Source organism: Synechococcus sp. SynAce01, assembly GCF_001885215.1.
GTDB lineage: Bacteria > Cyanobacteriota > Cyanobacteriia > PCC-6307 > Cyanobiaceae > Regnicoccus > Regnicoccus frigidus.
Genome location: NZ_CP018091.1, coordinates 858,058 through 884,794, shown reverse-complemented (window position 1 = coordinate 884,794; position 26,737 = coordinate 858,058). Strand labels below are relative to the sequence as shown.

Annotated in this window: 31 protein-coding genes; 16 read left to right on the top strand and 15 right to left on the bottom strand. The window is 64.4% G+C overall.

The window, feature by feature from the left end; translation table 11 throughout:
* Window positions 1-4: 4 nt before the first annotated feature.
* The 9 genes from BM449_RS04655 to BM449_RS14935 all read left to right on the top strand — a co-directional run bounded on the left by BM449_RS04655 (window position 5) and on the right by BM449_RS14935 (window position 6,529).
* Window positions 5-550: a histidine phosphatase family protein gene (locus tag BM449_RS04655; RefSeq protein WP_071800276.1), complete on the top strand. Its 546-nt coding sequence runs from the start codon at window positions 5-7 to the stop codon at window positions 548-550.
* 29 nt (window positions 551-579) lie between these two features.
* Window positions 580-1,806, top strand: a complete 1,227-nt coding sequence (locus BM449_RS04650) for a citrate synthase (RefSeq protein WP_233831075.1) — start codon at window positions 580-582, stop codon at window positions 1,804-1,806.
* A gap of 69 nt (window positions 1,807-1,875) precedes the next feature.
* Window positions 1,876-3,018, top strand: coding sequence for an NADH-quinone oxidoreductase subunit NuoH (gene nuoH / locus BM449_RS04645; RefSeq protein WP_071800275.1), 1,143 nt, complete (start codon window positions 1,876-1,878; stop codon window positions 3,016-3,018).
* 143 nt (window positions 3,019-3,161) lie between these two features.
* Complete coding sequence (ndhI, locus tag BM449_RS04640; RefSeq protein WP_071800274.1) at window positions 3,162-3,767, top strand: NAD(P)H-quinone oxidoreductase subunit I; 606 nt, start codon at window positions 3,162-3,164, stop codon at window positions 3,765-3,767.
* Window positions 3,767-4,396, top strand: coding sequence for an NADH-quinone oxidoreductase subunit J (locus BM449_RS04635; RefSeq protein ID WP_071800273.1), 630 nt, complete (start codon window positions 3,767-3,769; stop codon window positions 4,394-4,396). Before ndhI ends, BM449_RS04635 begins: the two co-directional genes overlap by 1 nt.
* Window positions 4,396-4,722 carry an NADH-quinone oxidoreductase subunit NuoK gene (gene nuoK, locus BM449_RS04630; RefSeq protein ID WP_120352755.1) on the top strand — a complete coding sequence of 109 codons (327 nt, stop codon included), beginning with the start codon at window positions 4,396-4,398 and terminating at the stop codon, window positions 4,720-4,722. The genes BM449_RS04635 and nuoK overlap by 1 nt, the downstream gene beginning before the upstream one ends.
* 15 nt (window positions 4,723-4,737) lie before the next feature.
* The gene (locus tag BM449_RS04625) at window positions 4,738-5,679 is read left to right on the top strand and encodes an NAD(+) kinase (protein WP_071800271.1); all 942 of its coding nucleotides are present in this window, start codon (window positions 4,738-4,740) and stop codon (window positions 5,677-5,679) included.
* A 78-nt stretch (window positions 5,680-5,757) separates the two neighbouring features.
* Window positions 5,758-6,291, top strand: a complete 534-nt coding sequence (locus BM449_RS04620; protein WP_071801973.1) for a CYTH domain-containing protein — start codon at window positions 5,758-5,760, stop codon at window positions 6,289-6,291.
* Between the two features lie 76 nt (window positions 6,292-6,367).
* Entirely contained in the window at window positions 6,368-6,529 is a 162-nt protein-coding gene (locus tag BM449_RS14935) for a hypothetical protein (RefSeq protein ID WP_162922845.1), read from the top strand.
* Window positions 6,530-6,570: 41 nt separating this feature from the next.
* Here BM449_RS14935 and BM449_RS04615 read toward each other — a convergent pair whose 3' ends face one another.
* Window positions 6,571-6,831, bottom strand: a complete 261-nt coding sequence (locus tag BM449_RS04615) for a response regulator transcription factor (protein WP_071800270.1) — start codon at window positions 6,829-6,831, stop codon at window positions 6,571-6,573.
* A 148-nt stretch (window positions 6,832-6,979) separates the two neighbouring features.
* On the opposite strand from BM449_RS04615, the gene BM449_RS04610 reads away from it, so the two are divergent.
* Window positions 6,980-7,837: a methylenetetrahydrofolate reductase gene (locus tag BM449_RS04610; protein ID WP_233831073.1), complete on the top strand. Its 858-nt coding sequence runs from the start codon at window positions 6,980-6,982 to the stop codon at window positions 7,835-7,837.
* On the opposite strand, the gene BM449_RS04605 is transcribed toward BM449_RS04610, so the two are convergent.
* The 6 genes from BM449_RS04605 to BM449_RS04580 all read right to left on the bottom strand — a co-directional run bounded on the left by BM449_RS04605 (window position 7,818) and on the right by BM449_RS04580 (window position 15,108).
* Complete coding sequence (locus tag BM449_RS04605; protein WP_071800268.1) at window positions 7,818-9,002, bottom strand: NDP-sugar synthase; 1,185 nt, start codon at window positions 9,000-9,002, stop codon at window positions 7,818-7,820. The two genes, BM449_RS04610 and BM449_RS04605, sit on opposite strands and share 20 nt — an antisense overlap.
* A 50-nt stretch (window positions 9,003-9,052) precedes the next feature.
* Window positions 9,053-9,979 carry a segregation/condensation protein A gene (locus tag BM449_RS04600; RefSeq protein ID WP_083544386.1) on the bottom strand — a complete coding sequence of 309 codons (927 nt, stop codon included), beginning with the start codon at window positions 9,977-9,979 and terminating at the stop codon, window positions 9,053-9,055.
* Between the two features lie 89 nt (window positions 9,980-10,068).
* Complete coding sequence (locus tag BM449_RS04595) at window positions 10,069-10,440, bottom strand: LapA family protein (RefSeq protein WP_071801972.1); 372 nt, start codon at window positions 10,438-10,440, stop codon at window positions 10,069-10,071.
* Between the two features lie 122 nt (window positions 10,441-10,562).
* On the bottom strand, window positions 10,563-12,188 hold the full coding sequence (locus BM449_RS04590) for an NAD(P)H-quinone oxidoreductase subunit 4 (protein ID WP_255448130.1): 1,626 nt from the start codon (window positions 12,186-12,188) through the stop codon (window positions 10,563-10,565).
* 133 nt (window positions 12,189-12,321) lie between these two features.
* Window positions 12,322-14,334, bottom strand: a complete 2,013-nt coding sequence (locus BM449_RS04585; protein ID WP_071800267.1) for an NAD(P)H-quinone oxidoreductase subunit 5 — start codon at window positions 14,332-14,334, stop codon at window positions 12,322-12,324.
* 72 nt (window positions 14,335-14,406) lie between these two features.
* A complete protein-coding gene (locus tag BM449_RS04580) occupies window positions 14,407-15,108 on the bottom strand; it encodes an NnrU family protein (protein WP_071800266.1) in 702 nt (233 codons plus the stop codon).
* 155 nt (window positions 15,109-15,263) lie between these two features.
* Between BM449_RS04580 and BM449_RS04575 the strand changes: the two genes are divergently transcribed.
* Window positions 15,264-16,274 (top strand): LysR family transcriptional regulator, encoded by a 1,011-nt coding sequence (locus BM449_RS04575; protein ID WP_071800265.1) that lies wholly within the window; start codon window positions 15,264-15,266, stop codon window positions 16,272-16,274.
* Here BM449_RS04575 and BM449_RS04570 read toward each other — a convergent pair.
* Both BM449_RS04570 and ndhM read right to left on the bottom strand, forming a co-directional pair.
* Window positions 16,265-16,960 (bottom strand): DUF3172 domain-containing protein, encoded by a 696-nt coding sequence (locus tag BM449_RS04570; protein WP_071800264.1) that lies wholly within the window; start codon window positions 16,958-16,960, stop codon window positions 16,265-16,267. The two genes, BM449_RS04575 and BM449_RS04570, sit on opposite strands and share 10 nt — an antisense overlap.
* Before the next feature lies 1 nt (window position 16,961).
* Entirely contained in the window at window positions 16,962-17,309 is a 348-nt protein-coding gene (ndhM, locus tag BM449_RS04565; protein ID WP_071800263.1) for an NAD(P)H-quinone oxidoreductase subunit M, read from the bottom strand.
* 112 nt (window positions 17,310-17,421) lie between these two features.
* Here ndhM and pds point away from each other — a divergent pair, with 112 nt between their 5' ends.
* Both pds and BM449_RS04555 read left to right on the top strand, forming a co-directional pair.
* Window positions 17,422-18,816 (top strand): 15-cis-phytoene desaturase, encoded by a 1,395-nt coding sequence (gene pds, locus BM449_RS04560; RefSeq protein ID WP_071800262.1) that lies wholly within the window; start codon window positions 17,422-17,424, stop codon window positions 18,814-18,816.
* On the top strand, window positions 18,813-19,751 hold the full coding sequence (locus BM449_RS04555; protein ID WP_071800261.1) for a phytoene synthase: 939 nt from the start codon (window positions 18,813-18,815) through the stop codon (window positions 19,749-19,751). Before pds ends, BM449_RS04555 begins: the two co-directional genes overlap by 4 nt.
* Here the strand turns inward: BM449_RS04555 and BM449_RS04550 are convergent.
* The 3 genes from BM449_RS04550 to BM449_RS04540 form a co-directional block, all read right to left on the bottom strand.
* Complete coding sequence (locus BM449_RS04550) at window positions 19,702-20,682, bottom strand: alpha/beta fold hydrolase (RefSeq protein ID WP_233831071.1); 981 nt, start codon at window positions 20,680-20,682, stop codon at window positions 19,702-19,704. The genes BM449_RS04555 and BM449_RS04550 overlap by 50 nt on opposite strands.
* An 11-nt stretch (window positions 20,683-20,693) precedes the next feature.
* Entirely contained in the window at window positions 20,694-21,128 is a 435-nt protein-coding gene (locus BM449_RS04545) for an RNA-binding protein (protein ID WP_071800260.1), read from the bottom strand.
* Between the two features lie 176 nt (window positions 21,129-21,304).
* Window positions 21,305-22,639, bottom strand: coding sequence for a CCA tRNA nucleotidyltransferase (locus BM449_RS04540; protein ID WP_083544385.1), 1,335 nt, complete (start codon window positions 22,637-22,639; stop codon window positions 21,305-21,307).
* On the opposite strand from BM449_RS04540, the gene BM449_RS04535 reads away from it, so the two are divergent.
* Genes BM449_RS04535 through BM449_RS04525 form a run of 3 tightly spaced genes read left to right on the top strand, consistent with a single transcriptional unit; the run spans window position 22,632 to window position 24,147 of the window.
* The gene (locus tag BM449_RS04535; protein WP_071800259.1) at window positions 22,632-22,883 is read left to right on the top strand and encodes a Ycf34 family protein; all 252 of its coding nucleotides are present in this window, start codon (window positions 22,632-22,634) and stop codon (window positions 22,881-22,883) included. The two genes, BM449_RS04540 and BM449_RS04535, sit on opposite strands and share 8 nt — an antisense overlap.
* On the top strand, window positions 22,880-23,536 hold the full coding sequence (tsaB, locus tag BM449_RS04530; RefSeq protein WP_071800258.1) for a tRNA (adenosine(37)-N6)-threonylcarbamoyltransferase complex dimerization subunit type 1 TsaB: 657 nt from the start codon (window positions 22,880-22,882) through the stop codon (window positions 23,534-23,536). The genes BM449_RS04535 and tsaB overlap by 4 nt, the downstream gene beginning before the upstream one ends.
* A complete protein-coding gene (locus tag BM449_RS04525; RefSeq protein ID WP_071800257.1) occupies window positions 23,536-24,147 on the top strand; it encodes a YdcF family protein in 612 nt (203 codons plus the stop codon). Before tsaB ends, BM449_RS04525 begins: the two co-directional genes overlap by 1 nt.
* On the opposite strand, the gene BM449_RS04520 is transcribed toward BM449_RS04525, so the two are convergent.
* Genes BM449_RS04520 through BM449_RS04510 form a run of 3 tightly spaced genes read right to left on the bottom strand, consistent with a single transcriptional unit; the run spans window position 24,062 to window position 26,719 of the window.
* Window positions 24,062-24,784: a lysophospholipid acyltransferase family protein gene (locus BM449_RS04520; protein ID WP_233831246.1), complete on the bottom strand. Its 723-nt coding sequence runs from the start codon at window positions 24,782-24,784 to the stop codon at window positions 24,062-24,064. The genes BM449_RS04525 and BM449_RS04520 overlap by 86 nt on opposite strands.
* A gap of 5 nt (window positions 24,785-24,789) precedes the next feature.
* Window positions 24,790-25,689 carry an ACP S-malonyltransferase gene (fabD, locus tag BM449_RS04515; RefSeq protein ID WP_071800255.1) on the bottom strand — a complete coding sequence of 300 codons (900 nt, stop codon included), beginning with the start codon at window positions 25,687-25,689 and terminating at the stop codon, window positions 24,790-24,792.
* 28 nt (window positions 25,690-25,717) lie between these two features.
* Window positions 25,718-26,719, bottom strand: a complete 1,002-nt coding sequence (locus BM449_RS04510) for a beta-ketoacyl-ACP synthase III (RefSeq protein ID WP_071800254.1) — start codon at window positions 26,717-26,719, stop codon at window positions 25,718-25,720.
* Between the last annotated feature and the right edge of the window lie 18 nt (window positions 26,720-26,737).

Below are 26,737 nucleotides of genomic sequence, written 5' to 3'. Positions count from 1 at the left end.
GCCGATGGGGACATCCCAGTTGCTGCTGCTGCGCCATGGGCTTGCTCTCGACCGGGAGCTGGCCGGGCGTTTGGGCCTGGCCGATCAGCAGCGGCCTCTCACTGAGGAGGGACGCCAACGCACCGCCTGGGTGGTTGAAAAGTTGGTGGGCCTGGGACTGGGCTGCGATCAGATCCTTTCGAGCCCCCTGCTGCGCGCCAGCGAAACCGCGGATCTTGCCCTCGCGGGCGGCTTGGCCCCCCGCCTGAAGCAGACGCCTGAACTGGCACCGGAGGCCGATCCCCTCGATCTGTTGTTGCCCTGGCTGGGGGCGCAGCCGCCCCTGCCAGGCTGGCGGCGGCTCTGCCTGGTGGGCCATGAGCCGGATCTGAGCGGCCTGGCCGCCCGGTTGTGCGGGGCGCCGCCTGGAGCCCTGCGGCTGCGCAAAGCCGGAGTGGCGCTGCTGGAGCTTCCTGCCGGCAGTCCGGAGCCGGATGGATGTCTCGGCCGGGCCTGCCTGATGCTCCTGCTCACGCCCCGCAGCCTGTCAGCGCCGCTACGGCGCCCCTGAGGAGCTGGCCCTAAATTCGACTCCCATTGGTGGCGTTGGCGATGGTGGTGGATGCAGCGCAGACTGCGGCAGATACATCTGCGGCAGAGAAATCTGCGGCCCCAGCCGCCCAGGCCTTCCGGCCCGGACTTGAAGGCGTCCCGGCCACGCAGTCGTCCATCTGCGACATCGATGGCCAGAAGGGTCTACTCACCTACCGCGGCTATGGCGTCGATGAGCTGGCGGCCAACAGCAGCTTCCTGGAAACGGCCTATCTGCTGATCTGGGGCGATCTGCCCAGCTTCGATCAGCTGCGCGCTTTCGAGAACGATGTCCAGATGCACCGTCGGGTGAGCTTCCGTATCCGCGACATGATGAAGTGCTTCCCGGCGGACGGCCACCCGATGGATGCGCTCCAGTCGAGCGCCGCCTCTCTTGGGCTCTTCTATTCACGCCGCGCCCTCGACGATCCCGATTACATCGTTGACGCGGTGATGCGACTGATCGCCAAGATCCCCACGATGGTGGCGGCCTACCAGCTGATCCGCAAAGGCCAAGATCCCATCCAGCCCCGCGACGATCTCCCCTATTCGGCCAATTTCCTCTACATGATCACCGAGCGGGAGCCCGATCCCCTCGCCGCTCGGATCTTCGACGCCTGCCTGATCCTTCACGCCGAGCACAGCCTCAACGCCAGCACCTTCAGCGCCCGGGTCACCGCCAGCACCCTCACCGACCCCTACGCGGTGGTGGCCTCGGCAGTGGGAACCCTGGCTGGCCCCCTGCATGGCGGCGCCAATGAAGACGTGCTCGCCATGCTCGAGCAGATCGGCACGGAAGACCAGGTGGAGCCCTACCTGGATAGGGCCATCGCTGAAAAGCAGAAGATCATGGGCTTTGGTCACCGCGAATACAAGGTGAAGGATCCCCGCGCCGTGATCCTGCAAGACCTGGCCGAGCAACTCTTCAACCGCTTCGGCCACGATTCGATGTACGACCTGGCCCGTCGCCTTGAGGAGGCGGCCGCCACGCGGCTGGGGCCGAAGGGCATCTACCCCAATGTCGATTTTTATTCAGGCCTCGTCTACCGCAAGCTCGGCATCCCCCGCGACCTGTTCACGCCGATCTTCGCGATCGCCCGGGTGGCGGGCTGGCTGGCCCACTGGAAGGAGCAGCTCGGTGCCAATCGGATTTACCGGCCCACCCAGATCTATACCGGCAGTTCCGGCAGAAGCTGGGTGCCCCTGGATGCCCGAAATGCCGCGGGTGGCGGTTAACTTGCATGCACCGGATCCGATTCGGCAGTTGACGCTGTGGTGATGATGACCGCGCCAGAGTCCATGACAATGCTGAGATCTCCGCTGGCGGCGGTCAGTACGGGCCTTGACCTTCAAGGCAGCTTCACCACGGCCATGGAGGGCTTCGGCCTCACTCCGGGCACCGCCCACCTGCTCTGGCTGCCCCTGCCCATGCTGCTGGTGCTGGTCGCCGCGGTGATCGGCGTACTGGTCAACGTCTGGCTGGAGCGCAAGATCTCCGCCGCCGTTCAGCAGCGCATCGGTCCGGAATATGCCGGCGCCCTTGGGGTGCTGCAGCCCCTCGCCGACGGCCTCAAGCTGCTCTGGAAGGAAGACATCATCCCGGCGAAGGCCGATGGCCTGCTGTTCACCCTCGGCCCGATCCTGGTGCTGATCCCGGTGATCCTCTCCTGGCTGGTGATCCCCTTCGGCCAGAACATGCTCATCAGCGATGTGGGCATCGGCGTGTTCCTCTGGATCGCCCTCAGCAGCATCCAGCCGATCGGCCTGCTGATGAGTGGCTACGCCAGCAATAACAAGTATTCGCTTCTTGGTGGGCTGCGGGCGGCGGCCCAGTCGATCAGCTACGAGATTCCCCTTGCCCTGGCGGTGCTGGCGGTGGTGATGATGAGCAACTCGCTCAGCACCATCGACATCGTCAACCAGCAGAACACGGCCGGCATCCTCAGCTGGAACATCTGGCGCCAGCCCGTGGGCTTCCTGATCTTCTGGATCTGCGCCCTGGCCGAATGCGAGCGCCTCCCTTTCGACCTTCCCGAGGCAGAAGAGGAGCTGGTGGCCGGATACCAGACGGAATATTCCGGCATGAAGTTCGCCCTTTTCTACCTGGGCAGCTACATCAATCTGGTGCTCTCGGCCCTGTTGGTGGCGGTGCTCTATCTAGGCGGCTGGGGCTTCCCGATTCCGGTGGAGTGGTTAGCCGGGGCGATTGGCCAGTCCGTCGATGCCCCTGTCGTGCAGGTGATCACGGGCTCGCTGGGTATCGTCATGACCGTGCTCAAGGCCTACCTGCTGGTGTTCATCGCGATCCTGCTGCGCTGGACCCTGCCCCGGGTGCGGATTGACCAACTGCTCGATCTGGGCTGGAAGTTCCTGCTGCCGATCGCCCTGGTCAATCTGCTGGTCACCGCCGGATTGAAGCTGGCCTTTCCTGCCTTCTTCGGCGGTTAAGGCAGCGTTCGTCCATCATGAGTGAGTAGAAGTACCTTCTCCAGAACTCCCTCCAAAACTCCGTTTCCGCAGGCGGGCTCAGTTACAGCTTTCGGGTTGCCCGGGTAGCCCCTCTCCCCTCTCACCTTCCGACTTCTCCAGCCATGTTCGGATTCCTCCAAAAGGTCGGCGATTACACCAAAGAGGCTGTTAGCGCCGCCTCCTACATCACCCAAGGCCTGTCGGTCACCTTTGACCACCTGAGCCGGCGGCCGATCACCGTTCAGTACCCCTACGAGAAGCTGATCCCGTCAGAGCGTTACCGGGGCCGGATCCACTTCGAGTTCGACAAGTGCATCGCTTGTGAAGTGTGTGTGCGGGTGTGTCCGATCAACCTGCCGGTGGTGGATTGGGCGATGAACAAGCAAACCAAGAAGAAAGAGCTGAGTAACTACTCAATCGATTTTGGTGTTTGCATCTTCTGCGGCAACTGCGTGGAGTATTGCCCCACCAATTGCCTCTCCATGACCGAAGAGTATGAGCTGGCGGCCTTTGATCGCCACAGCCTCAACTTCGACAATGTGGCCCTTGGCCGGCTGCCAACCAGCGTCACCAGTGATCCGGCCGTCACCGCCTTCAAAGAGCTGGCCTATCTGCCCAAAGGTGAGATGGATCCCCACGGCGTCGATCCAGCCCGGCCCCGGGCCGGCAAGCTGCCCGAACAGGTGCTGGCTGAACTCAAGGCCGGTTCAAATGGGGAGTCAGCCTGATGACGATCGCTTCCACCACCCAGGGAATTTGTTTCCTTATTCTGTCGGCCGCCGTGGTGTTCGGTTCACTCGGCGTGGTTCTGCTGCCCAACATCGTCTATTCGGCCTTTCTGCTCGGCGGCGTTTTTCTGTCGGTGGCGGGCCTCTATCTGATGCTCAACGCCAGTTTCGTTGCTGCTGCCCAGGTGCTGGTCTACGTCGGCGCGGTCAACGTGCTGATCCTGTTTGCGATCATGCTGGTCAACAAGAAGGAGGCGATGGCGGACATTCCAGGTCTAGCTTTGCGTCGCCTGCTCTCCGGTGGTGTTTGCCTCGGCCTCTTCCTGTTGCTGCTGCGGGTCGATCTCACCACGCCATGGGCGGTGCCTGGCCCCAGTCCGATCGGCGATGACGCCACCGTCCGGATTGGCATCCATCTCTTCACCGACTATCTCCTTCCTTTTGAGTTGGCTTCGGTGTTGCTGCTGATGTCGATGATCGGTGCAATTGTGCTGGCCAGGCGCGATGTCTTCAGTGTCGACATCGTCACCGGTGATGATGCCGATCAGGCCCTGATCGAGAAGTCCAGAACTCCCCTGCTGATCGAGACCCCCCCAGCTGAACCCACCGCTCTGGAGACCAGACGATGATGACGACCAATTCGATTGATGTGCCCCTGCAAGCCTATCTGGTGCTAGCGGCGATTCTCTTCTGCACAGGGGTGTGGGGTCTGATCAACAGCCGCAATGCTGTGCGGGTGCTGATGAGTATCGAGTTGATGCTCAACGCCGTCAACATCAACCTGATGGCCTTCTCCAGCTACATCGATGGCCAGCTGATCCGTGGTCAGGTGTTTGCCATCTTTGTGATCACCGTGGCGGCGGCTGAAGCGGCTGTGGGCCTGGCGATCCTGCTCTCTCTCTATCGGAACCGCGAAACCGTCGATATGGAGCGCTTTAACCTGCTGCGCTGGTGATCTCTCAACCTCTTCATGCAGCTTGAGAGGGTCTGGCTGATCCTGCGTAGCAATAGTCAGGAGGCCCAGCGACAGGGCCGACTCTGTGCGGCCGATCTCAAGGGCCAGGGCATTGAGGTCACGGTCGCCACCAGTGGTCTGGCCGCCAACCCGTTCCCCGGCCTGCTGGCCACAGAACCGCGCCTGCCAGATCTCACCGTTCTGCTCGGCGGTGATGGCACGGTGCTGGGCGCCGCCAGGCACCTGGGCCCCTTGGGGGTGCCGATCCTCAGCTTCAACGTGGGTGGCCACTTCGGTTTTCTCACGCAGGCGCGCCAGTTGCTGGTTCTTTCGCCCAGCACCCCGGACAATCTCTGGCAGCGGCTGCGTGATGACCGCTTTGCCCTGGAGCGCCGCATGATGCTCGAGGCTGTCGTCGACCACGGTGATGGCGCGCCCGACGACCGCAGCCTGCCTGACGGGCAAGGGCTGCATCGTGCCCTCAATGACTTCTATTTCCGTCCTTGCCTGGAGGAAGTTGCACCCACCTGCCTGTTGGAGCTGGAGATCGATGGGGAGGTGGTGGACCAGTTCCGCGGCGATGGCCTGATCATTTCCACGCCGACCGGCTCCACTGGCTATTCGATGGCGGCGGGTGGACCGATCCTGCACCCTGGCATCGATGCCATTGTGGTCAATCCGATCTGTCCGATGAGCCTCTCCAGCCGCCCCCTGGTGGTCCCCCCCGGTTCGACCCTGGTGGTGTTGCCCCTGGGTGAGGCCAGTCGCCGGGTGAAGCTCTGGAAAGACGGGGCCCACGCCACCGTGCTGGAACCTGGCGACCGCTGCTTGGTGCGACGCTGTGAGCACTCCGCCCTGATGGTGGTGCTCGAGCAGAGCCCGTCCTATTACCGGACCTTGACCCACAAGCTCCACTGGGCAGGTGACCTGACCTCCGGTGAACCATCGAACAATTGATCGTGTGATCGGCCAAGGGAGCGAGCTGCCTGCCGCCGGCGGCCAGGATGGACCGATGCGTTGGAAGCAGGCGGTCTGATGGCACTGGAGATCGAACGACGCTTTCTTGTTGAGGGGAACAGCTGGCGCGAGCACATCTGCTGGCAGCAGCAGTTCCGCCAGGGCTACCTGGTGTCGTCGGAGCAGGGATTTACCGTTCGGGTGAGGCTCAGTGATGACGGCCAGGCCTGGCTCACACTCAAGGCCGCAGCGACGGGGATCGCCCGCCACGAGTTCGAGTACCCGATTCCATTTGGCGATGGCGAAGCGCTGCTCGCTCTCGCGGCGCATCGCCTCAGCAAACAGCGCTTTGGCCTTGATTGTCCCGGTGGTGACTGGGTGGTCGATGTGTTCGAGGCGGAGAATGCGCCTCTGGTGCTCGCCGAGGTGGAACTCGAGCACGCAGAGCAGCCTCTGTCCTTGCCAGAGTGGTGCGGGATTGAGCTGACCGGCCAAGGTCCATGGAGCAATGCGGCCCTGGCAGCCCATCCCTACAGCTGCTGGTCCGATCAACACGGACCTGTCTGGTCCGATCAACACGGACCAAATCCAGATGGCTCACATCAACAATGACTCGGTGGCCGCGGGGCTCTTCAGCCCATGTCTTAAGGTTTTATCCTTGTTTGCCTTTGCCGGCTTGTCTCCTTCCATGATCGGTCTCTACGACGATCAAGGTATGTTGCGTTTCTCTGGACGGGACACCCTTGCCTGCCTGGATTACGCCGAATTGTTCGGGCTCACTCCCGACGGCTATTGCCTGCAGGCGTTATCCGCTGACGAACACTCGGAGTCACAATCCGGCATCAACTGAGTGCGGGGTTGCTGAATCGGCGCCTTCAGGCTGGTTGAGGCTCAGGGAAGGTTGCAGCAGTTGAAGCCATCGCGGCAGATCTTGCCGTGATCCATCGCCCAATTCAACAGGGCGACCCGGTTCTTGGCGCCGGTTTTGCTGAAGATATTGCTGACGTGATTATCGACCGTGCGTTTGCTGATCATCAAGCGCAAGGCAATTTCCTGGTTGGTTAGGCCGGTGGCCACCAGCTCGATGATCTCGATCTCACGCGCGGAAAGAATGGGGCCAGGCAGCTGGGCTAGACCATCTGGTACGGACATCAAGGATCCCAGCCTCCGGGGATTCACTCTAAGCAACCAAAGCGCCCGGACCACTGTTGCCGCATGATGGGCAGCGTCTGATTCTCCCGTTTCTTTGTTGCTGCAACAGGCGCTTGCCGATGGTCGCTTCGCGATCACCGCGGAGGTCATGCCGCCGCGTGGCGGCGACCCCGGCCGCACCTTGAGGGTGGCGGCGGGGTTGAAAGGCCTTGTTCATGCCGTCAATGTCACCGATGGCAGCCGGGCGGTGATGCGCATGAGCAGCCTGGCCCTCTGCCGCCTGCTGCTTGACATCGGCCTGGAGCCCGTCTTGCAACTCTCCTGCCGCGACCGCAACCGCATTGCCCTCCAGGCCGAACTGCTCGGAGCCCATGCCCTCGGCATTCGCAATCTGCTCTGCTTGACCGGTGACCCTGTCGGCGCCGGCGATCAACCCGGGGCTCGCCCCGTGAATGAGCTGGAAGCGGTGCGTCTGTTGCAGCTGGTCAGAGGTTTCAATGCGGGGGAAGACCCCGTCAAAGGCTTGCTGAACGACGGCCCCACCAGCCTGTTCGCTGGCGCGGCTGCCGATCCGCAGTCGCCCAGTTGGAGCGGCCTGAAGACCAGGGTCGGGCGCAAAAAGGCCGCCGGTGCCCGCTTTCTGCAGACGCAGATGGTGATGCAACCGGAGGCCCTGAAGCGCTTCTGTGGCGAGATCGCCGCACCACTGGGTCTGCCGGTGCTGGCGGGGGTGTTTCTGCTGAAGTCGGCGCGCAATGCCGCCTTTGTGAACCGGATGGTGCCAGGAGCACTGATTCCCCAGGCCTTGATCGATCGTCTCGCCGCCGCTGAAGATCCGGCTGCCGAAGGGATCAACATCGCCGCCGAACAGGTGGCAACCTATCAATCGATCGCCCAAGGGGTGCACCTGATGGCGGTGAAAGCGGAAGAGCGAATCCCGATGATTCTGGCCAAGGCCGGTGTTGCTCCAGTTGAGCCGCTGTCGCTCAGACTCCGCCCTGGCTGAGGCTGAAATCGGTGCCGAGCAGCTCGGCCAAAGCCTTCTGATGGGGGGAGGGTTGGGCGACATCCTGGCGCCGCACATCGGTGATCAGCCAATCCAGGGCTGCTTCTTGAAGATCGAAGTGGTCACCATTGCGATCGACGCAATAGCGCCCGAACACCAATTTTTCGACCAAGCGCACGCCAGCGCCAATCCGGGAGTATTCAAAAATGATCGAGTTATCGATTGTGGCACCTTCGCAGATGTGGCAGCTCGGGCCGATCATCGCTGGGCCAATGATTGTCACACCCGGTTCAATCCGGCTCATCCCTCCCACGTAGACCGGGCCGCGCACATCAATCTGATCCCAGTCCGCCGCCACGTTCAGGCCCACGTAGATCCCAGGCCGCACTTCCCGTCCGGGGATCTGCACCTGGCGAACATCGCCGAGCAGCACGCTGCGGATCGCCTGCCAGTAGTCGGGCACCTTGCCGATGTCGACCCATTCAAAATCCATCGGCAGGGCATAAAAGGGTGCGCCCACAGCTGTCAGCCTTGGGAAAAGGTCGGCGCCGATATCGAAGGGAACACCTTCGGGGATGTGATCGAGTACTTCGGGCTCGAAAATATAAATACCAGTGTTGATCATGTCGCTGGCGGCATCTTCCAGAGAGGGCTTCTCCTGGAAGGTCACCACCCTGGAATCTTCATCGGTGACGACGACGCCATAGCTGCTGACTTGATCCTTCGGCACTCGCTTGGTCACCAGACTGGCGATTGCACCCTTTTCCTTGTGGCGCCGAACAGCTTCAGTCAGGTCAAGATCGATCAGGGCATCGCCGCAGAGCACCACAAAGGTGTCATCAAAAAATTTCTGAAAGGTTTGAACTTTTTTGATTCCTCCAGCCGAGCCAAGGGCGGCGCCGATCAGTTCGCCATCTTCGATGCGCCCCTCAAAGCTGTAAGCAATCTGTACACCGAATCGCTGGCCGTCGCGAAAATAATTTTCAATTTCTTCGGACAGGTGGGAGACATTGACCATCACCTCGTCAAATCCGTGTTGCCGCAACAATTCCAGCAGAAACTCCATGACGGGTTTCTGAAGGATCGGGATCATCGGTTTGGGAATGGTGTGCGTAATAGGACGCACGCGGGTACCCTTGCCGGCCGCGAGGATCATCGCCTTCATGGGCGCCTTCCTTAATTTGTTACTTCAAGACATCACTATATGAAAGAAAATCAGGCGGCCTCTGGCAATCGAGCCGGCAAGGGAGCTGGCCCAGCTGTGCGTTGGCGTTCCAGCACAGGGGCCGGGTCGTTGTCGGTTCGCTGCTGCTGTTGCTGCCGCCGAGTCTCCAGGTGGTCCACCTCCTGCAGCCGCTTGATCTGAAGCGGACCAAAGAGCCCACCCTCCTGCTGCAGGTCGAGTCGGCCCTGGGAGCAGAGAAACAGCAAGGCCCAGAACACCCCCACCCGATCGTGATCGAGATCGGCGGGTGCCGACGCTGCCCAGGCCGCAACAAGCTGCTCGAAGTCGACCCATGCGAGGGCCGCGGGCCACTGCTGCAGAAACAGGCTCAGGGCCGCGGTGGTTTCTGGCAGTTTCTCGCGGTGGGCCAGGGAGGCCACTTGTTCGATGGCCTCCCGCTCGCTGTAGGGCCGGCTCCTGGGTTTGGGGCGGTTGCGGCCACCATCCTGCTCCAGCCGCGCGGCGATGTCCTCGAGCTGGCTGATCAGTTCACCGAGGCTGACCGGCCGTTGCAGTGGAGGGGGTGCCACCGGCCGGCGCCAGAGTTGCCTCTCCGGCCGGCGTGGCAACACAAAACCCGCGAAATCTGCGTCCTCATCATCCGGATCACAGCCGAAGGGATCCTCGATCAGCTGCGGCGCTGGGAACGTCTGTCGCTCCAGCACCTCGGCCTTCAGGCCCACCAGCACGGCCGCAGCCAGGAAGGCCTCGCTGGAGGCGGCCAAGTCCTGTTCGTAACTGCCGCCCCGTCCGGCCTGGGTGGCCGCGATCAGGCGGGGCACCTCGATGCGTCCGCGCAGCTGGTCAAGAAAGCCGTCCACAACGGCGATCACATCGACGTCCCACGGGTCGATGTCGCCACGTTCAGCGGCGTCCTGAAGCAGGCGAATGGCCAGCCTGGCGCCTGCGTCTGCCACTCCTTCCCCTCGCTAGGGGCAACGTACCCGGTTTGGCCGGCTGCAGCCAGAAGCCAGCTGGAACTCAGCTGGCTGGCGGACCAATGGGCTCAATCGGTTGTGACGGCTTCGGCGGCCGGTGCGGAACTCTCCCCAGCTGCTGGCAGCAGGCCTAGCTGGGCATCCACGGTGGCCCGATAGCGCTGAATGTCGGCTTCCAGCTCGGTGATCTTCACCCGCTGGGCTTCTCGATCGCTCTGGGACTGGACCAGCTCCACCTTCTTGACCACGCCGGTCCAGACGGCGAACACCCAGGCGGCCGTGGCGCCGATCCCGCCAACCACGAGCAACATGGCCGCCAGTGGCAGGGTGGTTGACACGCCCGGCAGGAACTGAACGGTGGTTGGGGCTGTGTTTTCCAGGGTGAACATCACCGTGGCCAGCCCGAAGCTGAAGATCAACAGAAAATTCAGCTGTCGCATGGCTCGATTCAGCTGGTCTTGGTTGCTGGCAGGGAGCGTAGGCAGGGCGATCTGGTTCTGCAATCCGCTGCCGGCAACCGCAGGGTTTCGTAACCGCTCAGAGGCAGGCGCCCCGGGCGCTTTCAGCCCAGGGCCGGGGCCTGGAGCAGGGCGGGGGCCATCCACTCGACCGGCTGGGCGTTGCGGATCAGCCCGTTCTCCGGAGGAGACAGCACCCGGGCCATCACCGATTGCTCGCGTAGCACCAGGGCCTCGATGGAGGCGCGGTAGGTGTCGGTGACGATCCTGGGGTACAGACCAATGCCGATGATCGGCACCAGCAGGCAGGAGATCACGTAGATCTCGCGGGGCTCGGCATCCACCAGCTGGGTGTTGTGGGCCGCCAGCTCGGGGTTCTCCTTGCCGAAGAAGATCTCCCGCAGCATGGAGAGCAGGTAGATCGGCGTCAGAATCACCCCCACCGCCGCCAGGCCTGCCATGACGATGCGGAAGCTGAGAGAGTAGGCCTCGCTGGTGACGAAGCCCACAAACACCATCAGCTCCGAGACGAAACCGCTCATGCCCGGTAGGGCCAGCGAGGCCAGCGAACAGACGGTCCAGAGGGCGAACATCTTGCGCATCTTCTGGCCCACGCCGCCCATCTCATCGAGCTGCAGGGTGTGGGTGCGGTCGTAGGTGGCGCCCACCAGGAAGAAGAGGCTGGCACCGATCAGGCCATGGCTGACCATCTGCAACATGGCGCCGCTGGTGCCGAGGGCGCTGAAGCTGCCGATGCCAATCAGCACGAAGCCCATGTGGCTGATCGAGCTGTAGGCGATCTTGCGTTTGAGGTTGCGCTGGGCGAAGGAGGTGAGGGCGGCGTAGATGATGTTGACCACCCCCAGAACCACCAGCAACGGCGCAAACTGGGCGTGGGCTGCGGGCAGCAGCTGCACGTTGAAGCGCAGCAGGGCATAGCCCCCCATCTTCAGCAGGATGCCGGCCAGCAACATGTGCACGGGCGCGGTCGCTTCGCCGTGGGCGTCAGGCAGCCAGGTGTGCAGCGGCACGATCGGCAGTTTCACCCCAAAGGCGATCAGCAGGCCGGCGTAGGCCAGCAGCTCAAAGCGCGTGCCGAAATCCTTGGCCGCCAGGGCTGTGTATTCAAAGCTGGGGGGGCCGCCACCCTGGAAGCCCATGGCCAGGGCCGCCAGCAGGATGAACACCGAGCCGCCGGCGGTGTAAAGGATGAACTTGGTGGCAGCGTACTGGCGCTTCTTGGCCCCCCAGATCGCCAACAACAGGTACACCGGCAGCAGTTCCAGCTCCCAGGCCAGGAAGAACAGAAGCATGTCCTGAACGGCGAAGACGGCGATCTGGCCGCCATCCATCGCCAGGATCAGGAAGAAGAACAGCCGCGGTTTGAAGGTGACCGGCCAGGCGGCCAGCACCGCCAGGGCGGTGATGAAGCTGGTGAGCAGGATCAGGGGCATCGAGAGCCCGTCGGCACCGACCGACCAGGCCAGGCCGAGATCGGGCAGCCATTCCACCCGCTCGATCAGCTGCAGGCCGGCCTCTGAGGGGTCGTAGCCGTTGAGGTAGGCCCCAACGGTGACCAGGAAGGTGAGCAGGGCGACGCCCAGGGCGTACCAGCGAATCGTCTTGCCGTCGCCGGGATCAGGAATGAACGGGATCAACAGCCCGGCCACGATCGGCATCAGGATCGAGACGCTGAGCCAGGGGAAGGCCCCTGCGTGATCGCCGCCCAGGACCGCCAGGGCGCCTGGAGCAACGGAGAAATCCAGCGGCACAGACCTCGGAAGCAGTTCTGGGCGGAGTGTAGAAATACAGGCCGCGCTTGAGCTCCCCAGATACGGGTTGACACACACAGTGGCGGCAGGCCTAGAAGCTGCTGAACAGCACCACCAGGGCAATCACGCCTCCGAAGACGATCAGTGCATAGAATTGGGCGCGGCCGGTTTCGAAGTACTTGAGACCCTCGCCGCTGCCGAGGGTGAGCAGGCCGGTGAGGTTGACCACCCCGTCCACCACCTTGGCGTCAACCTCCAGCACCTGGCGAGCGAGCTTGCGGCTGCCCTTGACGAAAATTCGATCGTTGATGTCGTCGAGGTACCACTTGTTGGCCAGAAAGGCGTTGAGGCGGGGGAAGCGGCCCGCCACGGCCGTGGCCAGATCCAGCTTGTGTAGGGAGTAGGCCAGGACCGCCACGGTGATCCCGGTGAGCGAGATCACCACCGAGGCGCCGGCCAGAGGTAAAAAGTCGCCCCAACTGAACTGCTCGGCCATCTCGGCGGCCTCACTGGGGTCAAGCAGGTTGGCGAAGCGGTTGTTCCAGGGGGTCCCAAGCAGGCCGATCAGCACGGAAGGCACCGCCAAAACCGCAAGCGGGGCTGCCATCTGCCAGCCCGATTCGTGGGGAACGCTGGCGTGCTGGCCATGCCCTTCCTGGCCTTCTTCCTCCATTGCCACCCGGCCGGCATCGGCCAGCACCTGGGCTTTCAAGGCGGCATCGGTGCCTCGGAACGGCCCCTCAAAGGTGAGGAAGTAGAGCCGGAACATGTAGAAGGCGGTCATGCCGGCGGTGAGGAAGCCCACCGCCCAGAGCAGGGGGAAGGCGTTGAAGGCCTGGCCGAGGATCTCGTCCTTGCTCCAGAAGCCCGCCAAAGGAGGGATGCCGCTGATCGCCACGCAGCCGATCAGGAAGGTGGTGGCCGTCACGGGCATGTGCTTGCGCAGACCTCCCATCAGGCGCATGTCCTGGGCGAGAACCGGTTCGTGGCCCACCACCTCCTCCATGGCGTGGATCACCGAGCCTGAACAGAGGAACAACATGGCCTTGAAGAAGGCGTGGGTCACGAGGTGGAACATCCCGGCCACCGGGGCGCCGCATCCCATCGCTAAGACCATGTAGCCCAGCTGGGACACCGTGCTGTAGGCCAGGCCCTTCTTCAGATCCATCTGGGTGAGGGCGATCGAGGCGCCCAGGAAACAGGTGATCGTGCCGATCACGGCAATGAAGGCCTGCACCTCCTCGAACTGGATGTAGATCGGCTGAAGGCGGGCCACCAGGAACACGCCGGCCGCCACCATCGTGGCCGCATGGATCAGGGCGGAGATCGGGGTGGGCCCCTCCATGGCGTCGGGCAACCAGACATGAAGCGGGAACTGGGCCGATTTGGCCATCGGCCCCATGAACACCAACAGGCAGAGGATCACCGCCGCCGGGTGAGAGACGCTGCCATCGGCCAGGGCCTGGCTGAGGCGGAGGCCGATGTCCTCGAAGCCGAAGCTGCCGGTGGCCCAGAACAGGCCGAGGATGCCGAGCAGCAGGCCGAAATCACCCACCCGGTTGACCACAAAGGCCTTCTGGGCGGCGTTGGCGGCACCATCGCGGTCATACCAGAAGCCGATCAGCAGGTAGGAGCTCATGCCCACCAGCTCCCAGAACACGTAGATCTCGAGCAGGTTGGGGCTGATCACCAGGCCCAGCATCGAGCTGCTGAAAAGGGCCAGATAGGTGAAAAAGCGCACATAACTCTTGTCATGGGCCATGTAGCCATCCGAGTACACCATCACCAGCACGGCGATGGTGGTCACCAGGGCCAGCATCACGGCGCCAAGCGCATCGACCCGGAAGCCCATCTGCAGATTGAAGCTGCCGGCACTGGCCCAGTCGAACAGCACTTCCGTGGGCGGCGCGCCGCCGATCTGCTCGATCAGCACCGCGTAACTGAGCACGGCGGCGGCCCCGACGCAGCTGATCAGGAAAACAGCAACAGGTTTGCGCAACCTGTTGATGGTGCGATTGAAGCTGATCAGGCTGAGGCCGATCAGCGCTGCCCCCAGCAGGGGTAGCACTGGAATCAACCAGGCGAGTTCCGAGGCCGATGTCATCCAGTCCCTGGGCAGTCCCCCGGAGTGTAAGCAGACCTCCAGGTCTGCTTCGGGCTGTGTGAGCGACCGCGCTCAGCCCAGGGCAGCGCCGAGCGGACCGTCGCTGAAGCTGCTGGCGGCAAGGCCGATGTAGCGATGGCTCCACCAGAGCCCGCCGATGGCGATGGCGATGCCCAGCTGGGAGGGCCGCAGGAATTCAGCGGGCACCAGCGACTGGCGCCCATCGAGCACGGCTCGAAACGGAAGCACCGAGGTGTTGGCCTTGACGGCAGCGAAGGCCGGTCCGTAGCGGGCAGCCAGGCGCCGATCGCCGTGCCAGATGGCGAACAGGTGATGGGCGATCAGCCCCACACAGGTGACCAGCGTGAAACTGCTGCCGATCCAGAGCAGGTGGGTCGCACACCAGAGCACCTGGCCAACGGCCTGGGGGTGGCGGCTGATCCGGATGATGCCGGTGGCATAGAGCCGCTGCTCAGGTTTGAGCAGCGCCGGGATCTCCAGCAGGTTGTAGGTGGCCGGATAGAGGAAGAAGAAGCTGATCGCCGTGCCGATCCAGATCAGGGGGATCAGCCCGGCGCTGCCCTGCAGGTTCCAGAGCCGCACGCCGTCGTAGCGATGGGCGAGGAAATAGCCGATCACCAGCACGGCCGATGGAATGCTGAGCGCGGCGAACAGCAGCCGCCAGGCCCGGGCGCCAATCCGCTTCTCCCCCCAGACGCGCAGGGCCGCACCGCCGCTGTGGATTACGGCGAAAGCGAACAGGAGGGCCAGCATCTCCAGGCTGGACTGGTGGTCTGCAAGGGGCAAGCAACGGCCGCAGCTGGGCGGATTCTGACGGCCTGTTGCCCTCTGCTGCTCCGCTTGGTTCACCCGCAAGGTTTCCCTTAGAGTTCGCCCACTCAGCTGGAGCAAGCCCCACGGGTCATTCCATGGCTGATCTGCCCTTCACCCTCGATCAGCTGCGCATCCTGCGGGCCATTGCCAGCGAGGGCAGCTTCAAGAAGGCGGCGGACAGCCTCTACGTGACCCAGCCGGCGGTCAGCCTGCAGATCCAGAATCTGGAGAAGCAGCTGGATGTTTCCCTGTTTGATCGGGGCGGCCGCAAGGCCCAGCTCACCGAAGCCGGCCACCTTCTGTTGAGCTACTGCGACCGGATCCTCGGCCAGTGTCAGGAGGCCTGCCGCTCAATCGAGGATCTCCACAACCTCAAGGGGGGGTCGTTGGTGGTGGGTGCCAGCCAGACCACGGGCACCTATCTGATGCCGCGGATGATCGGCCTGTTCCGCCAGAAGTATCCCGATGTGGCGGTGCAGCTGCAGGTGCACAGCACCCGGCGCACCAGCTGGAGCGTGGCCAATGGCCAGGTGGATCTGGCGATCATCGGCGGCGAGCTGCCGTCTGAGCTCAACGACCTGCTGCAGGTGGTTCCCTACGCCAACGATGAACTTGCCCTGGTACTGCCGGTCAAGCATCCGTTGTCGCGCCTGAGCGAGCTGCACAAAGACGACCTCTACCGCCTTGGCTTCGTCTGCCTTGATGCCCAGTCGACCACCCGGAAAATGGTGGACCATCTGCTCTCGCGCTCCGGCCTGGAGTTGCAACGTCTCAAGATCGAGATGGAGCTCAACTCCTTTGAGGCGATCAAAAATGCTGTCCAGTCTGGTCTGGGAGCGGCCTTCCTGCCGGTGGTCTCGATCGAGCGGGAGCTGGCGACCGGCAGCCTGCAACGGCTCCCCGTGGCCGACTTGCTGGTGCGGCGTCAGCTGAAGTTGATCACCCACCCAGCCCGCTATTGCTCCAGGGCCTCTGAAGCTTTCCGCCGCGAAGTGCTGCCTGAGTTCGCCAGCCCGGATAGCCCCCTACGCCAGCCAGCCAAGCCTGCAGCCAGCCCCGAAGTGCTGGCTGCAGCGACGGCCCAGAGCGCAGCGGCTCAGAACTGATCCCCTTCGGGGGTGATCCCGACGGCGTCATCGGCGGCTCCGGCGATGCCGCGGGTCTGGAATTTGTTGCCGCTGATGTCGGTCTGGTAGACGCAGCGGACCACTGGGCTGTCCCGGATCGAGCCGATGTAGGCAAAGGTGTTCATGCGCTGCTTGCACTGGCGCATCTGCTCGGCGGTCACGGCGCCTTCCTTCTGCAACACGCTCCAGTTTTCCCGGCGGATCACGCAACCGGCCTGCAGGGTCGGCTGGGTCACGAAACTGCTGCTCGGGTTCATGGTCGTGTAGAGCTCGATGTCGTTCACGAAGGCACTCGCACCCCACTGCTTGCAGAACTCCGGATCCGGGACGGCGAGGTCGAGCTGCTGGCTGCTGGCGATGTTGCCCTGGTTGCCCACCGTGTTGCTGGAGAGGGCGGTGCCGATGCCGATGCCAACCACCAGCACGCCGGCGAGCACGGCCATGGTGGCCACATTGAACTTGAAGGGCTGGGCAGGAGCCGCTCCGACGCCGCTTGCGCCGTTGCTCTCGATGCCGGCCCGGCCGGGCTGGCGGCGGGGACGGGAGCGTTCGCCGTAGCGCTCCTCGTCGTAGGCCGCGTAGGCGTCGCGATCGCCGTTGGTGCTACTGGAACGGTTACGAGCCGAAGAGGGGTCACGCTCGCGGTCGAAACGGGAACGGTTCATCTCAGGCCTCCGGGCTGCGGGGCAATCCCATCGAATAATTCAGGACCCGGGCATCCGGGTTGTACTTCAGCTCGCCGGCCTGCAGCAATTGCCGGATCGTGCCCTCCAGCTCGGAGCCGATCCTGCGCAGGTTGTATTCGCTGAGATCCTTGCCGGCGTCGGCCGCCACCAGGTCCTTGAACCGCTTCTGGACGGTCGCGACCACGGCCGGCTCCCAGAGAAACTCGTTGTCGGGATCGAGGTCGAGGGTGAGTTTGGAGGGATCGGCCACGAGTTGCTCCTCCTCCAGGCGGGCGGTGAACAGCCGTACGTGACGGGTCGTCGATTTGAGCAGGAGTTCGTCGGCCATGAAAGGGGGGGCGGAAGTGCCGGAACAGGACGCACGACCTGACTTTAGGAAGCTCTCGTTCAGCGCTGGGCGGCCTGGGCCTTTTAAGGTTGATTTTGGTTTTTGATTTCCCATGCGCGTCGCCATCGCCGGAGCAGGTCTTGCCGGCCTCTCCTGCGCCAAATACCTCTGCGACGCAGGCCACACCCCCGTGCTCTACGAAGCCAGGGATGTGCTCGGCGGCAAGGTGGCGGCCTGGCAGGACGAAGACGGCGACTGGTACGAGACCGGTCTGCACATCTTCTTCGGGGCCTACCCCAACATGCTCCAGCTGTTCAGCGAACTCGGCATTGAAGACCGTCTGCAGTGGAAGGACCACGCGATGATCTTCAACCAGAAGGACGATCCCGGCACCTACAGCCGCTTCGATTTTCCTGATCTGCCCGCCCCGCTCAACGGCGTGGCGGCGATCCTCGGCAACAACGACATGCTCACCTGGCCGGAGAAAATCCAGTTCGGGCTTGGCCTGGTACCAGCGATGATCCGTGGTCAGGGCTACGTCGAAGACTGCGATCAGTATTCCTGGACCGACTGGCTGCGGCTGCACAACATTCCGGAGCGGGTCAACGACGAGGTGTTCATTGCGATGAGCAAGGCCCTTAATTTCATCAATCCCGATGAAATCTCCAGCACGGTGCTGCTCACGGCCCTCAACCGCTTCCTGCAGGAGAAAAACGGTTCAAAGATGGCGTTCCTTGATGGCAACCCGCCCGAGCGCCTGTGTGAACCGATCGTCGCCGCGATCCGCGAACAAGGGGGGGAGGTGCATCTGAACCGGCCGTTGCGCGAGATTCGGCTGGCTGGCGACGGCTCGGTGGCTGGTTTCCGCTTCGCCGGAATCAAGGGCAACGAGCCTTTGGAGGTGGAAGCCGATGCCTATGTCAGCGCCCTGCCGGTCGATCCCCTCAAGCTGCTGGTACCCGAAACCTGGCGGTCGATGCCCTATTTCCAGAAGCTGGAGGGCCTCAAGGGGGTTCCGGTGATCAACATTCATCTCTGGTTTGACCGCAAACTGACCGAGATCGACCACCTTTTGTTCAGTCGTTCCGATCTGCTCAGCGTGTACGCCGACATGAGCAACACCTGCCGGGAGTACGCCGACCCCGACCGTTCCATGCTGGAACTGGTGTTTGCCCCTGCCGAGGCCTGGATCGGCCGCAGCGATGCGGACATCATCGCGGCCACCATGGGCGAACTCAAGCGGCTGTTCCCCAACCACTTCAGCGGCGACGACCAGCCCACCCTGCGCAAGTTCCACGTGGTCAAGACGCCGCAGTCGGTGTACAAATCGGTCCCTGGCTGCCAGCAGCTCAGGCCCTCCCAGCAATCGCCGATCGCCAATTTTTTCCTGGCCGGTGACTACACCATGCAGCGCTACCTGGCCTCGATGGAGGGTGCCGTGCTGAGCGGCAAGCTCTGCGCCGAGGCGGTCAGCGTCGCCGCCCGGCCCGCTGCGGTGACCGTGTGACTGTCCTGGTTGCTTCCCCAACAGCCACACCCAGATCCTCCCTGAACCTCGATCAGGCCTACGAAGCCTGCCGGCAGGAAACGGCCCAGTGGGCGAAAACCTTCTACCTCGGCACGCTGCTGATGCCGCCGGCCAAACGGCGGGCGATCTGGGCCATCTACGTCTGGTGTCGCCGCACCGACGAGCTGATGGACAGCCCCCAGGCCCAGGCCTTGCCGGGGGCTTGCCTGGCGGAGCGGCTGGATCTCTGGGAGGCGCGCACCCGCTCCCTGTTCAACGGTCATGTGGATGACTCCCTCGACCTGGCCATGGTCGACACGCTCGAGCGGTTCCCCCAGCCGTTGCAGCCCTACCTCGACATGATCGAGGGCCAGCGCATGGACCTGCTCCGCCACCGCTACGCCAGCTTCCAAGACCTCGAGCTCTACTGCTATCGCGTTGCTGGCACCGTCGGGCTGATGACGCAGGAAGTGATGGGTCTGGATCCCGCCTACACCTCGGCTCCCTGGAGCGAACGGCCCGACACCTCCAATGCCGCCGTTGCCCTCGGCATCGCCAACCAGCTCACCAACATCCTGCGGGATGTGGGCGAAGACCGCAGCCGCGGTCGTATTTACCTTCCCCAGGAGGATCTGGTCCGATTCAATTATTCAGAGGCTGACCTGATGGCCGGCACGATCAATGACAACTGGCGTGCCCTGATGGCCTTTCAGTTGCTGCGTGCCCGGCAGTGGTTCAGCCGATCCGAAGCAGGGGTGCGCTGGCTGGCTGCCGACGCCCGCTGGCCGGTCTGGGCCTCGCTGCGCCTGTATCGGGGCATCCTCGCGGTGATTGAGCGGCATGACTACGACGTCTTCAATCGTCGCGCTTTCGTGCCAAGAGGATTCAAGTTGCTTGATCTCCCCTTCTCTTACCTGATTGCCCAGTTGCGCTGATTTCGCTCTCACCCAAACTCAGCCATTCGAGCAGAACCGGGTTGACTTGCTCGGGGGCTTCGTCGTGGGGGCAATGTCCCAGCCCCGGCAGGACCCTCAGCTCCTGAATGCAGTCGAATTGTTCACTCCACTCCAGCGCTTCCGCCGGGCTTTCCCAGGGGTCCCGCTCGCCCCAGAGCAGGCGCACCGGCACCGACAGGTCTGCCAACAGCTCAGGGGCAAGATGATCATCGAAAAGATTGATGAATCCCCGGAAGCTCTCCGCCGCTCCCGGATCGGTGCTCGGCCTGTGCAGGATCTCCACGAGCTCGGCGTCGATATTGGCGCCACTGGGATAGGCCTTGGCCAGCACCTGGCGGATGAAGGAGGGACGGGCCAGGATTCGGAACAGGGGCGCCACGATGCGGCGCTGACGCACCAGCTGCTTCACCAGCGGCCGCAACCGCCGCTCAAAGGCCGGCAGTTTGGCGATGCGCTTCTCATCGAGGGTGCGCTGGGCACAGTCGATCAGGATCACCTGCGTGGGGGCGATACCGCGACTCTCAAGCACCTGGCAAGCCCGCAGGGCCACCAGACCCCCGATTGAATTGCCCACCAGCTGCAGGGGCCCCCGGCGCTGATTCGGCTCCAGGCTGGCGACGAAGTCGGACACCTGGGTGGCCCAGAGATCGAAGCAGTAGCGCACGGAACCGGCTAGCTGCGGCTCGTCCTTGAGCCGGGAGCGTGGCTTGGCGCTGGCCCCGAAGCCAAGCAGGTCAAGCGCATACACATCAAAACGCTCAGCCAGCACCGGCAAGTTGTGACGCCAGTGGGCTGAGCAGGCGCCAAAACCGTGGATCAGGATCACCGTGGAGCGATCAGGAGTGTCTCCTTCCGGGCCGGCTTGGCTGAAACCGATCGTGTGGCCCTGCCACTGCCAGGTTGGCGCCACGGTTAGAGCGATCAGACCGTGGCCGTTTGGTTGGCGAGCAACGACTTCAACTTCGAGAGTTCGCCGGCCCAGCGTGGGTCAGGGGCGCCTTCGGTGACGGTGTCGCTATGTACCACCTTGTTGCTGGCCTTGCGGGCCACGGCGGTTCCACCGGCCGGACGACGATCACTGCCGCCGGCGATGGGGGTGCTGCGTGCGTCCTTGCGCTCGGACCGCTCAATCCGCAGGGTGTTGCCGCCGAAATCGCGGCCATTGAGCTGCTCGATCACGGTGTCAGCTAGCTTTTCTTCATCGACATTGGCGAACCCGAAGCCGCGGCAGGCGCCGGTTTCGCGGTCTTGAACGGTTTTGAAGCGCACGCCTTCACCAACGGCCTTGAACAGAGCTTCAAGCTCCTTGGCATCAAAAGTTTGCGGCAGATTGCCGACATAAAGGCGAACGCTCATGGGAAGAGAGGAGAAATGGAAACAACTGGCTCTAGGCCGCTGATCAATCGATCGACAGGCTGGATCGAGGAGCCAGGGGCCCAGGAATCCATGGATGGAAAAGTCTGATGATTAACCGGCACCCCTGGGGCACGACGGATCAGGCATTTGGTAATGCCTCTTCAAATAAGAGTAAATCACGACGCGGTTCCATTCAGCCAGATGGAGGCAGCCTTCAACGCTTCTTCAGAATTGCTGATCCGGCCGAAGGCCCGCTCTAGGCAGAGGTGCCCCAGCAATTGCCCCAGCCGCCGCGAAGGAGCCAGGCCCAGGAGTTCCTGCAGCTCGCGTCCGTCCAGCGGAGGGTGGGGATGGAACAGGGGATCGGCGGGATCACGCCATCGCTCCAGCCAGGCCAAGGCCAGCGGAGGCGGGAAAAACAGCAGCAAGGCAGGCAGATCGCCGGCGATCTGCTGGTGCAACCGCAGGCGCTCGGGTTCAGGCAACCGATCGAGAAGCGACTCGGGCCCTTTGTCGTCCTGGCCCAACAGCCGCCACCAGTGGTGCAGCCGCTCGCAACGCTGTTGCAGTTGGCGGCTGCCCCGCAGGCTGGCGAGGCCAGCGCCATCGAAGAGCACGGCCAAGCGGGCCAAACCAAGGGGCGCAGAGCTTTCCGGCGGCAGCAGACCTCTGAGCCTGGCTTGCTCAGTTGTCAGCTGCTCCAGGCAGCGTGCCGTTGCTGCGCGATCGGGCGCATCGGGCCCTTGGTCGGTGGCGCCGGGGGCCAGCTGCCACCGCGGCCGCCAGCTCTCAAGCAGGTGGCTCTCGTAGGCCAGAGCCAGACCCTGGCCCCCATCAGGACAGCCCGCCAGTTTCTCCAGCTCCGCCAGCACCCGCTCCGGGGCCACCTGGGTGATCAGGTGGTGATGGGCCTGGATCCAGTCCAGGGTTTCCTCTCCCAGCGCGAAACCGAGTTCGGCGGCCAGACGGATCCCCCGCAGCAAGCGCAAAGGATCCTCGCGAAGATTGGCCTCCGCCACAGCCACCACCTGTCCATTGGCCAGGTCCTTGAGGCCAGCGGTGGGATCGAGCAGGGGGGCGCCTGGCCGCAGTGGCAGGGCCAGGGCATTGAGGCGAAAGTCACGCCGAGCCAGATCGGCCTCCAGGCTCCCCCCCACCTGCCGTGCCAGATCGATGCTCCAGCCCTTCAAAACCAGCCTGGCGATCGACCGCTTGGCGTCCAGCACCACGGCGCTGCCGCCATGGCGACGGCTGAGTGTCTGGCAGAGGGCAATGGCCTCCACCGGAACCACCAGATCCAGGTCGGGCCTCGCGGCCAGGCGCCCGAGCAGCCCATCGCGCACGGCGCCGCCCACCAGGGCCGAGCCGGCGGGGAGATCGGCAACCGGCAGGGGCCAGGCGTCCGTGGCCAACACCAGCCGCAGGCGGTCGGCGGCTAGGGCCAGGCCCGATGCACCCTGCTCACTCCACCCCAGAATGGAGCGATCCGTGGGCCGCTGGGGGATGTGCATCTGCGTGGACTGCCACTGGGTCGACCGTTGCCAGGCCTATCACGCGGTTGAGCGCCAACATGGTGTGGACCATCTCAGTGCGACCCCCGATTTTCAGCCGATCGAACCCCGGATCCATGTTCAGGTGATCGACCTTCCCCAGGCCCAGGTGGGTGTGGAGTGGGACGTGCGGGGTTGCCTGAGCTTCAAGGCCGAACCGGGGCGTTGGCTCCGGCTCCGGCCTGGGCAGTTGCTGCCGCGATGACGGAGCACCCTCCCTTGCTCCTGGCCCTGCACAGCAGCAGCGACACCCTGGCGGTGGGCCTGCAGGCATTGGGCGCTCGCCAGCCCGGCGGCGAACCTGCCGCTGCCCAGATCGCCACTCACCCGCTGGGCAGGGCCCTGGGCAACGAATTGCTGGGCTGCCTCGAGGAGTTGCTGCCGGCCCGGCGCTGGAGCCACCTGGGCCGGCTGGCGGTCGCCACCGGGCCAGGCGGCTTCACGGGCACCCGGCTCACGGTGCTCCTGGCCCGCACCCTGGCCCAGCAATTGCAGCTTCCCCTCGATGGCTTCAGCAGCTTTCTGCTGATCGCCCGTCGCCTCTGGTTGGCCGGTGAGCTCAACGACGACGCTGAACCGTTCTGGATTGAGCAGACCTTGCCGCGTCGTGGCCTGGTCTCCGGCTGCTATCTGCTGGATCCGGCCGTGCCGGGGGGGCTCCAAGAACTCCAGGCGCCGCGATTGCTGCGCACCCCTGGGGAAGGGCCGGCGGCCAGGCGCCTGGAGGCCCGGGTGGAGCCGGCGGCTGACCTGGCCCAGCTGCTGGCCTTGAGCCAGGCGGCAGCAGCAGCCCAGATCACGGCGCCCTGGCAGCCGGTGTTGCCGCTCTATCCGACAAGCCCGGTGGAGTTGGGCTGATGCGGCGGCTCCTGCTCTGGGCGGTGCTGGCCTTGGGAGTGGCCGGCTTGATTCGCGCCACGGCGCTGGGTTTCCCCTTGCCCCCGTTCGCTCCGGCCTCGCGCTCCGGCCCCCAGTTGATCCTGGCGCTCGGCGGCGATGTGGCCCGCGAAAAGCTCGCCGGCCAGCTGGCCCATCGCTACGGCCTGCCACTGATGGTGAGCGGTGGCAGCAATCCCGAATATGCCCAGTGGTTGCTGCGTCAGGAAGGCCTGGGCCGGAATCAATACCAGCTCGACTACCGCGCCTCAGACACCGTCAGCAACTTCACCACCGTGGTGGATGACCTCCGGCGCGACGGTATTCGCCATGTCCTGCTGGTGACCAGCAGTGATCACATGGAGCGGGCGTTGCTGGTGGGCCGGATCGTCGCCGGTAGCCGCGGCATTGAGCTCAGCCCGGTGCCGGTACCCTGCGGAGCCGACTGTGCACCGGAGAGCCGCCGCAAAATCTGGCGGGATGGCCTGCGGGCGCTGGTCTGGGTGATCAGTGGCCGCGACCTGCGCCAATGGGCGGCAGAGCGGCTCGGACCGGCGCCGCCGGCAGCAGCCCCTGGTCCAGTAGGCCGTTGATCTGTTGCTGGCAGGCAAGGGTGGTGGCCTCAAGGTCGGCGCGCTGGCGCGTGGCCGGTGGCGCAATCGGCTGACCGATGCGGATGTGGATCGGTACGAGCCGTGGCCAGGGCCGCCCCTGACCCAGGGCCCGGTGGCTGTTGACGATCGCGACAGGCAGCAGGGGTGCACCGGCCCTGGCGGCCAGGAACGCGGCCCCCAGCTGGGGATCGTTCACCCGACCGTCAGCTTGGCGGGTGCCATCGAGAAACACGCCGGTGGCCCAGCCCTCCGCCAGGCGGGCCATGGCGACGCGAATCGCCTCACGGTCGCTGGCACCCCGTGACACCGGGTAGGCCCCACAGGCCCGGATGATCGCGCCGAGAAGCGGCACCTTGAACAGTTCGGCCTTGGCCATGAAGGCCACCGGGCGGCCGAGGGCATGGCCCAGCAGGGGCGGATCGAGATGGGACCCGTGGTTGGCGACCACCACCAGCGGTCCCTGCAGCGGCACCTGGCGGTTGTCTGCCGTATGGCCGCGGAAGAGCAGCCGGTAGATCGGAAACACCAGCAGGGAGCTGATCAGCCGGTAGGTGACGCTGGGCCGCGGTGTCAGCAGGGCCGGCCTGGGCAGGCCGGGATCTGGAACCAGGGGCAGGTTGCTCAAAGGCCCAGATCCTCGGCGCAAGCGATCCGGGCGCTGACCACCCCCTCAAGCTCCCGTTTGACCAGGCCGCTGAGCACGTTCCCTGGCCCGATCTCCACCACGGTGCCGATCCCCTCGGCTTGGAACTGGGCCATTGTTTCGCGCCAGCGAACGCCACGCACCATCTGCCCAGCCAGCCTCTCCTTGAGCAGCTCGCCATTGGTCTGGGGGCTGGGATCGGTGTTGCTCAGCACCGGGATAGAGGCCGTGGCGAAGGGCACAGCGTCCAGTTCCGCCGCGAAGGCCGCAGCCGCCTCTTGCATCATCGGCGAGTGAAAAGCGCCAGACACCGCCAGAGGGATGGCGCGCTTACAGCGCAGGGCACGGCTCACCTCGCCCACAGCCTCCGGTGTCCCGGAAATCACCACCTGGGCCGCACTGTTGTCGTTGGCGATCACCACCCCGTCGCTGCTGGCCACCAGCCGCTCCAGTTCGTTGCGATCGAAGCCAATCACGGCCGTCATGGCCCCACCGCCGGCAGCGGCCATCAGGTTGCTGCGGCACTGGATCAGCCGCAGGCCGGTGGCGACGTCAAAAACACCGGCGGCATAGAGGGCCACCAATTCCCCCAGACTGTGGCCCGCCACCAGTTGGGCTGTGCGCCCCTGGGCGAGCAGCCCATCCACCAGCAGACTTTCCACCACAAACAGGGCGGGCTGGGTGTTGCGGGTGTCGTTGAGGTCGTGGAGCTGGTCGGGCTGATCCGGGACGCTGCCGGAGCAGATCGCCAGCAGATCACGGCCCAGCAGCTCCGAAGCGATCGCGAAGCGCTGCCTGGCGCCAGGGAGCTCCAGCAGGCCTTCAGCCATGCCGAGTTTCTGTGATCCCTGGCCGGGAAACACCCAGGCAATGGTCATGGAGGCAGCGCGTTGAACCGGCTGGAGATTAGGCGCCGCTGCCGCCGGGACCCCGCCAGCGCAGCAGGGCGGCCCCCCAGCTCAAACCAGCGCCGAAGCCACTGGTGGCGATCAGATGGCCGGGGGCGATCCGGCCATCCCGCACGGCCTCATCGAGCATCAAGGGGATGGTGGCGGCGGAGGTGTTGCCGTAGGCGGCCAGGTTGCTGAGCACCCGATCAGCTGGAATCCCCAGGCGTGTGCCCACCGCATCGAGGATCCGTTGGTTGGCCTGGTGCAGCAGCAGCCAGTCGATCTGGCTGGTGGCGGTGCCGGTGTCCTTCAGCAGGGCTTCCAGCACGGCAGGCACCTCGCGCACGGCGAACTTGTAGACCTCCTGCCCATTCATCTGAATCGGCTGGAAGCCACCGCGCTGGGCGGTATGGCCCTCCACCAGGGGATGGCGCTCCTGGCCCTGCTGCAGGGTCAGGCACTCGGCGCGGCGGCCATCGGAGTGCATTCGGAAACCCAGCAGACCATCGTCAGCGCCAGGGCAGGCTTCGAGCGCCACAGCGGCGGCGCCATCGCCGAACAGGACGCAGGTGCTGCGGTCATCCCAGTCAATCCAGCGGCTGAGCTGGTCAGCGCCGATCACCAGGACGCGCCGCATCGTGCCGCAGCGCAGGTAATGGCCGGCCGTGATCAGGGCAAACAGGAAGCCACTGCAGGCCGCCGTCAGATCGAAGGCCACCGCCTGGTTTGCCCCAAGGGCCGCCTGGATGCGGGGGGCCGTGCCGAAGAGGTCGTCGGGGCTGGAGGTGGCCAGCAGGATCAGATCGAGATCCTGAGGCTGCCAGCCCGCATGGGCCAGAGCCGCCCGCCCCGCATCGGTGGCCAGGCTGGTGAGTGTCTCCCCGGGCCCAGCGACCCGCCGGGCGGCGATGCCGGTACGGCTGCGAATCCAGGCGTCGTTGGTCTCGACCCGATGGCTGAGCTGGTCATTGCTCAGGCTGAGGCTGGGCAGGGCACTGCCACATCCCACCAGCGCCATCCCAGCGCTCCATTGACC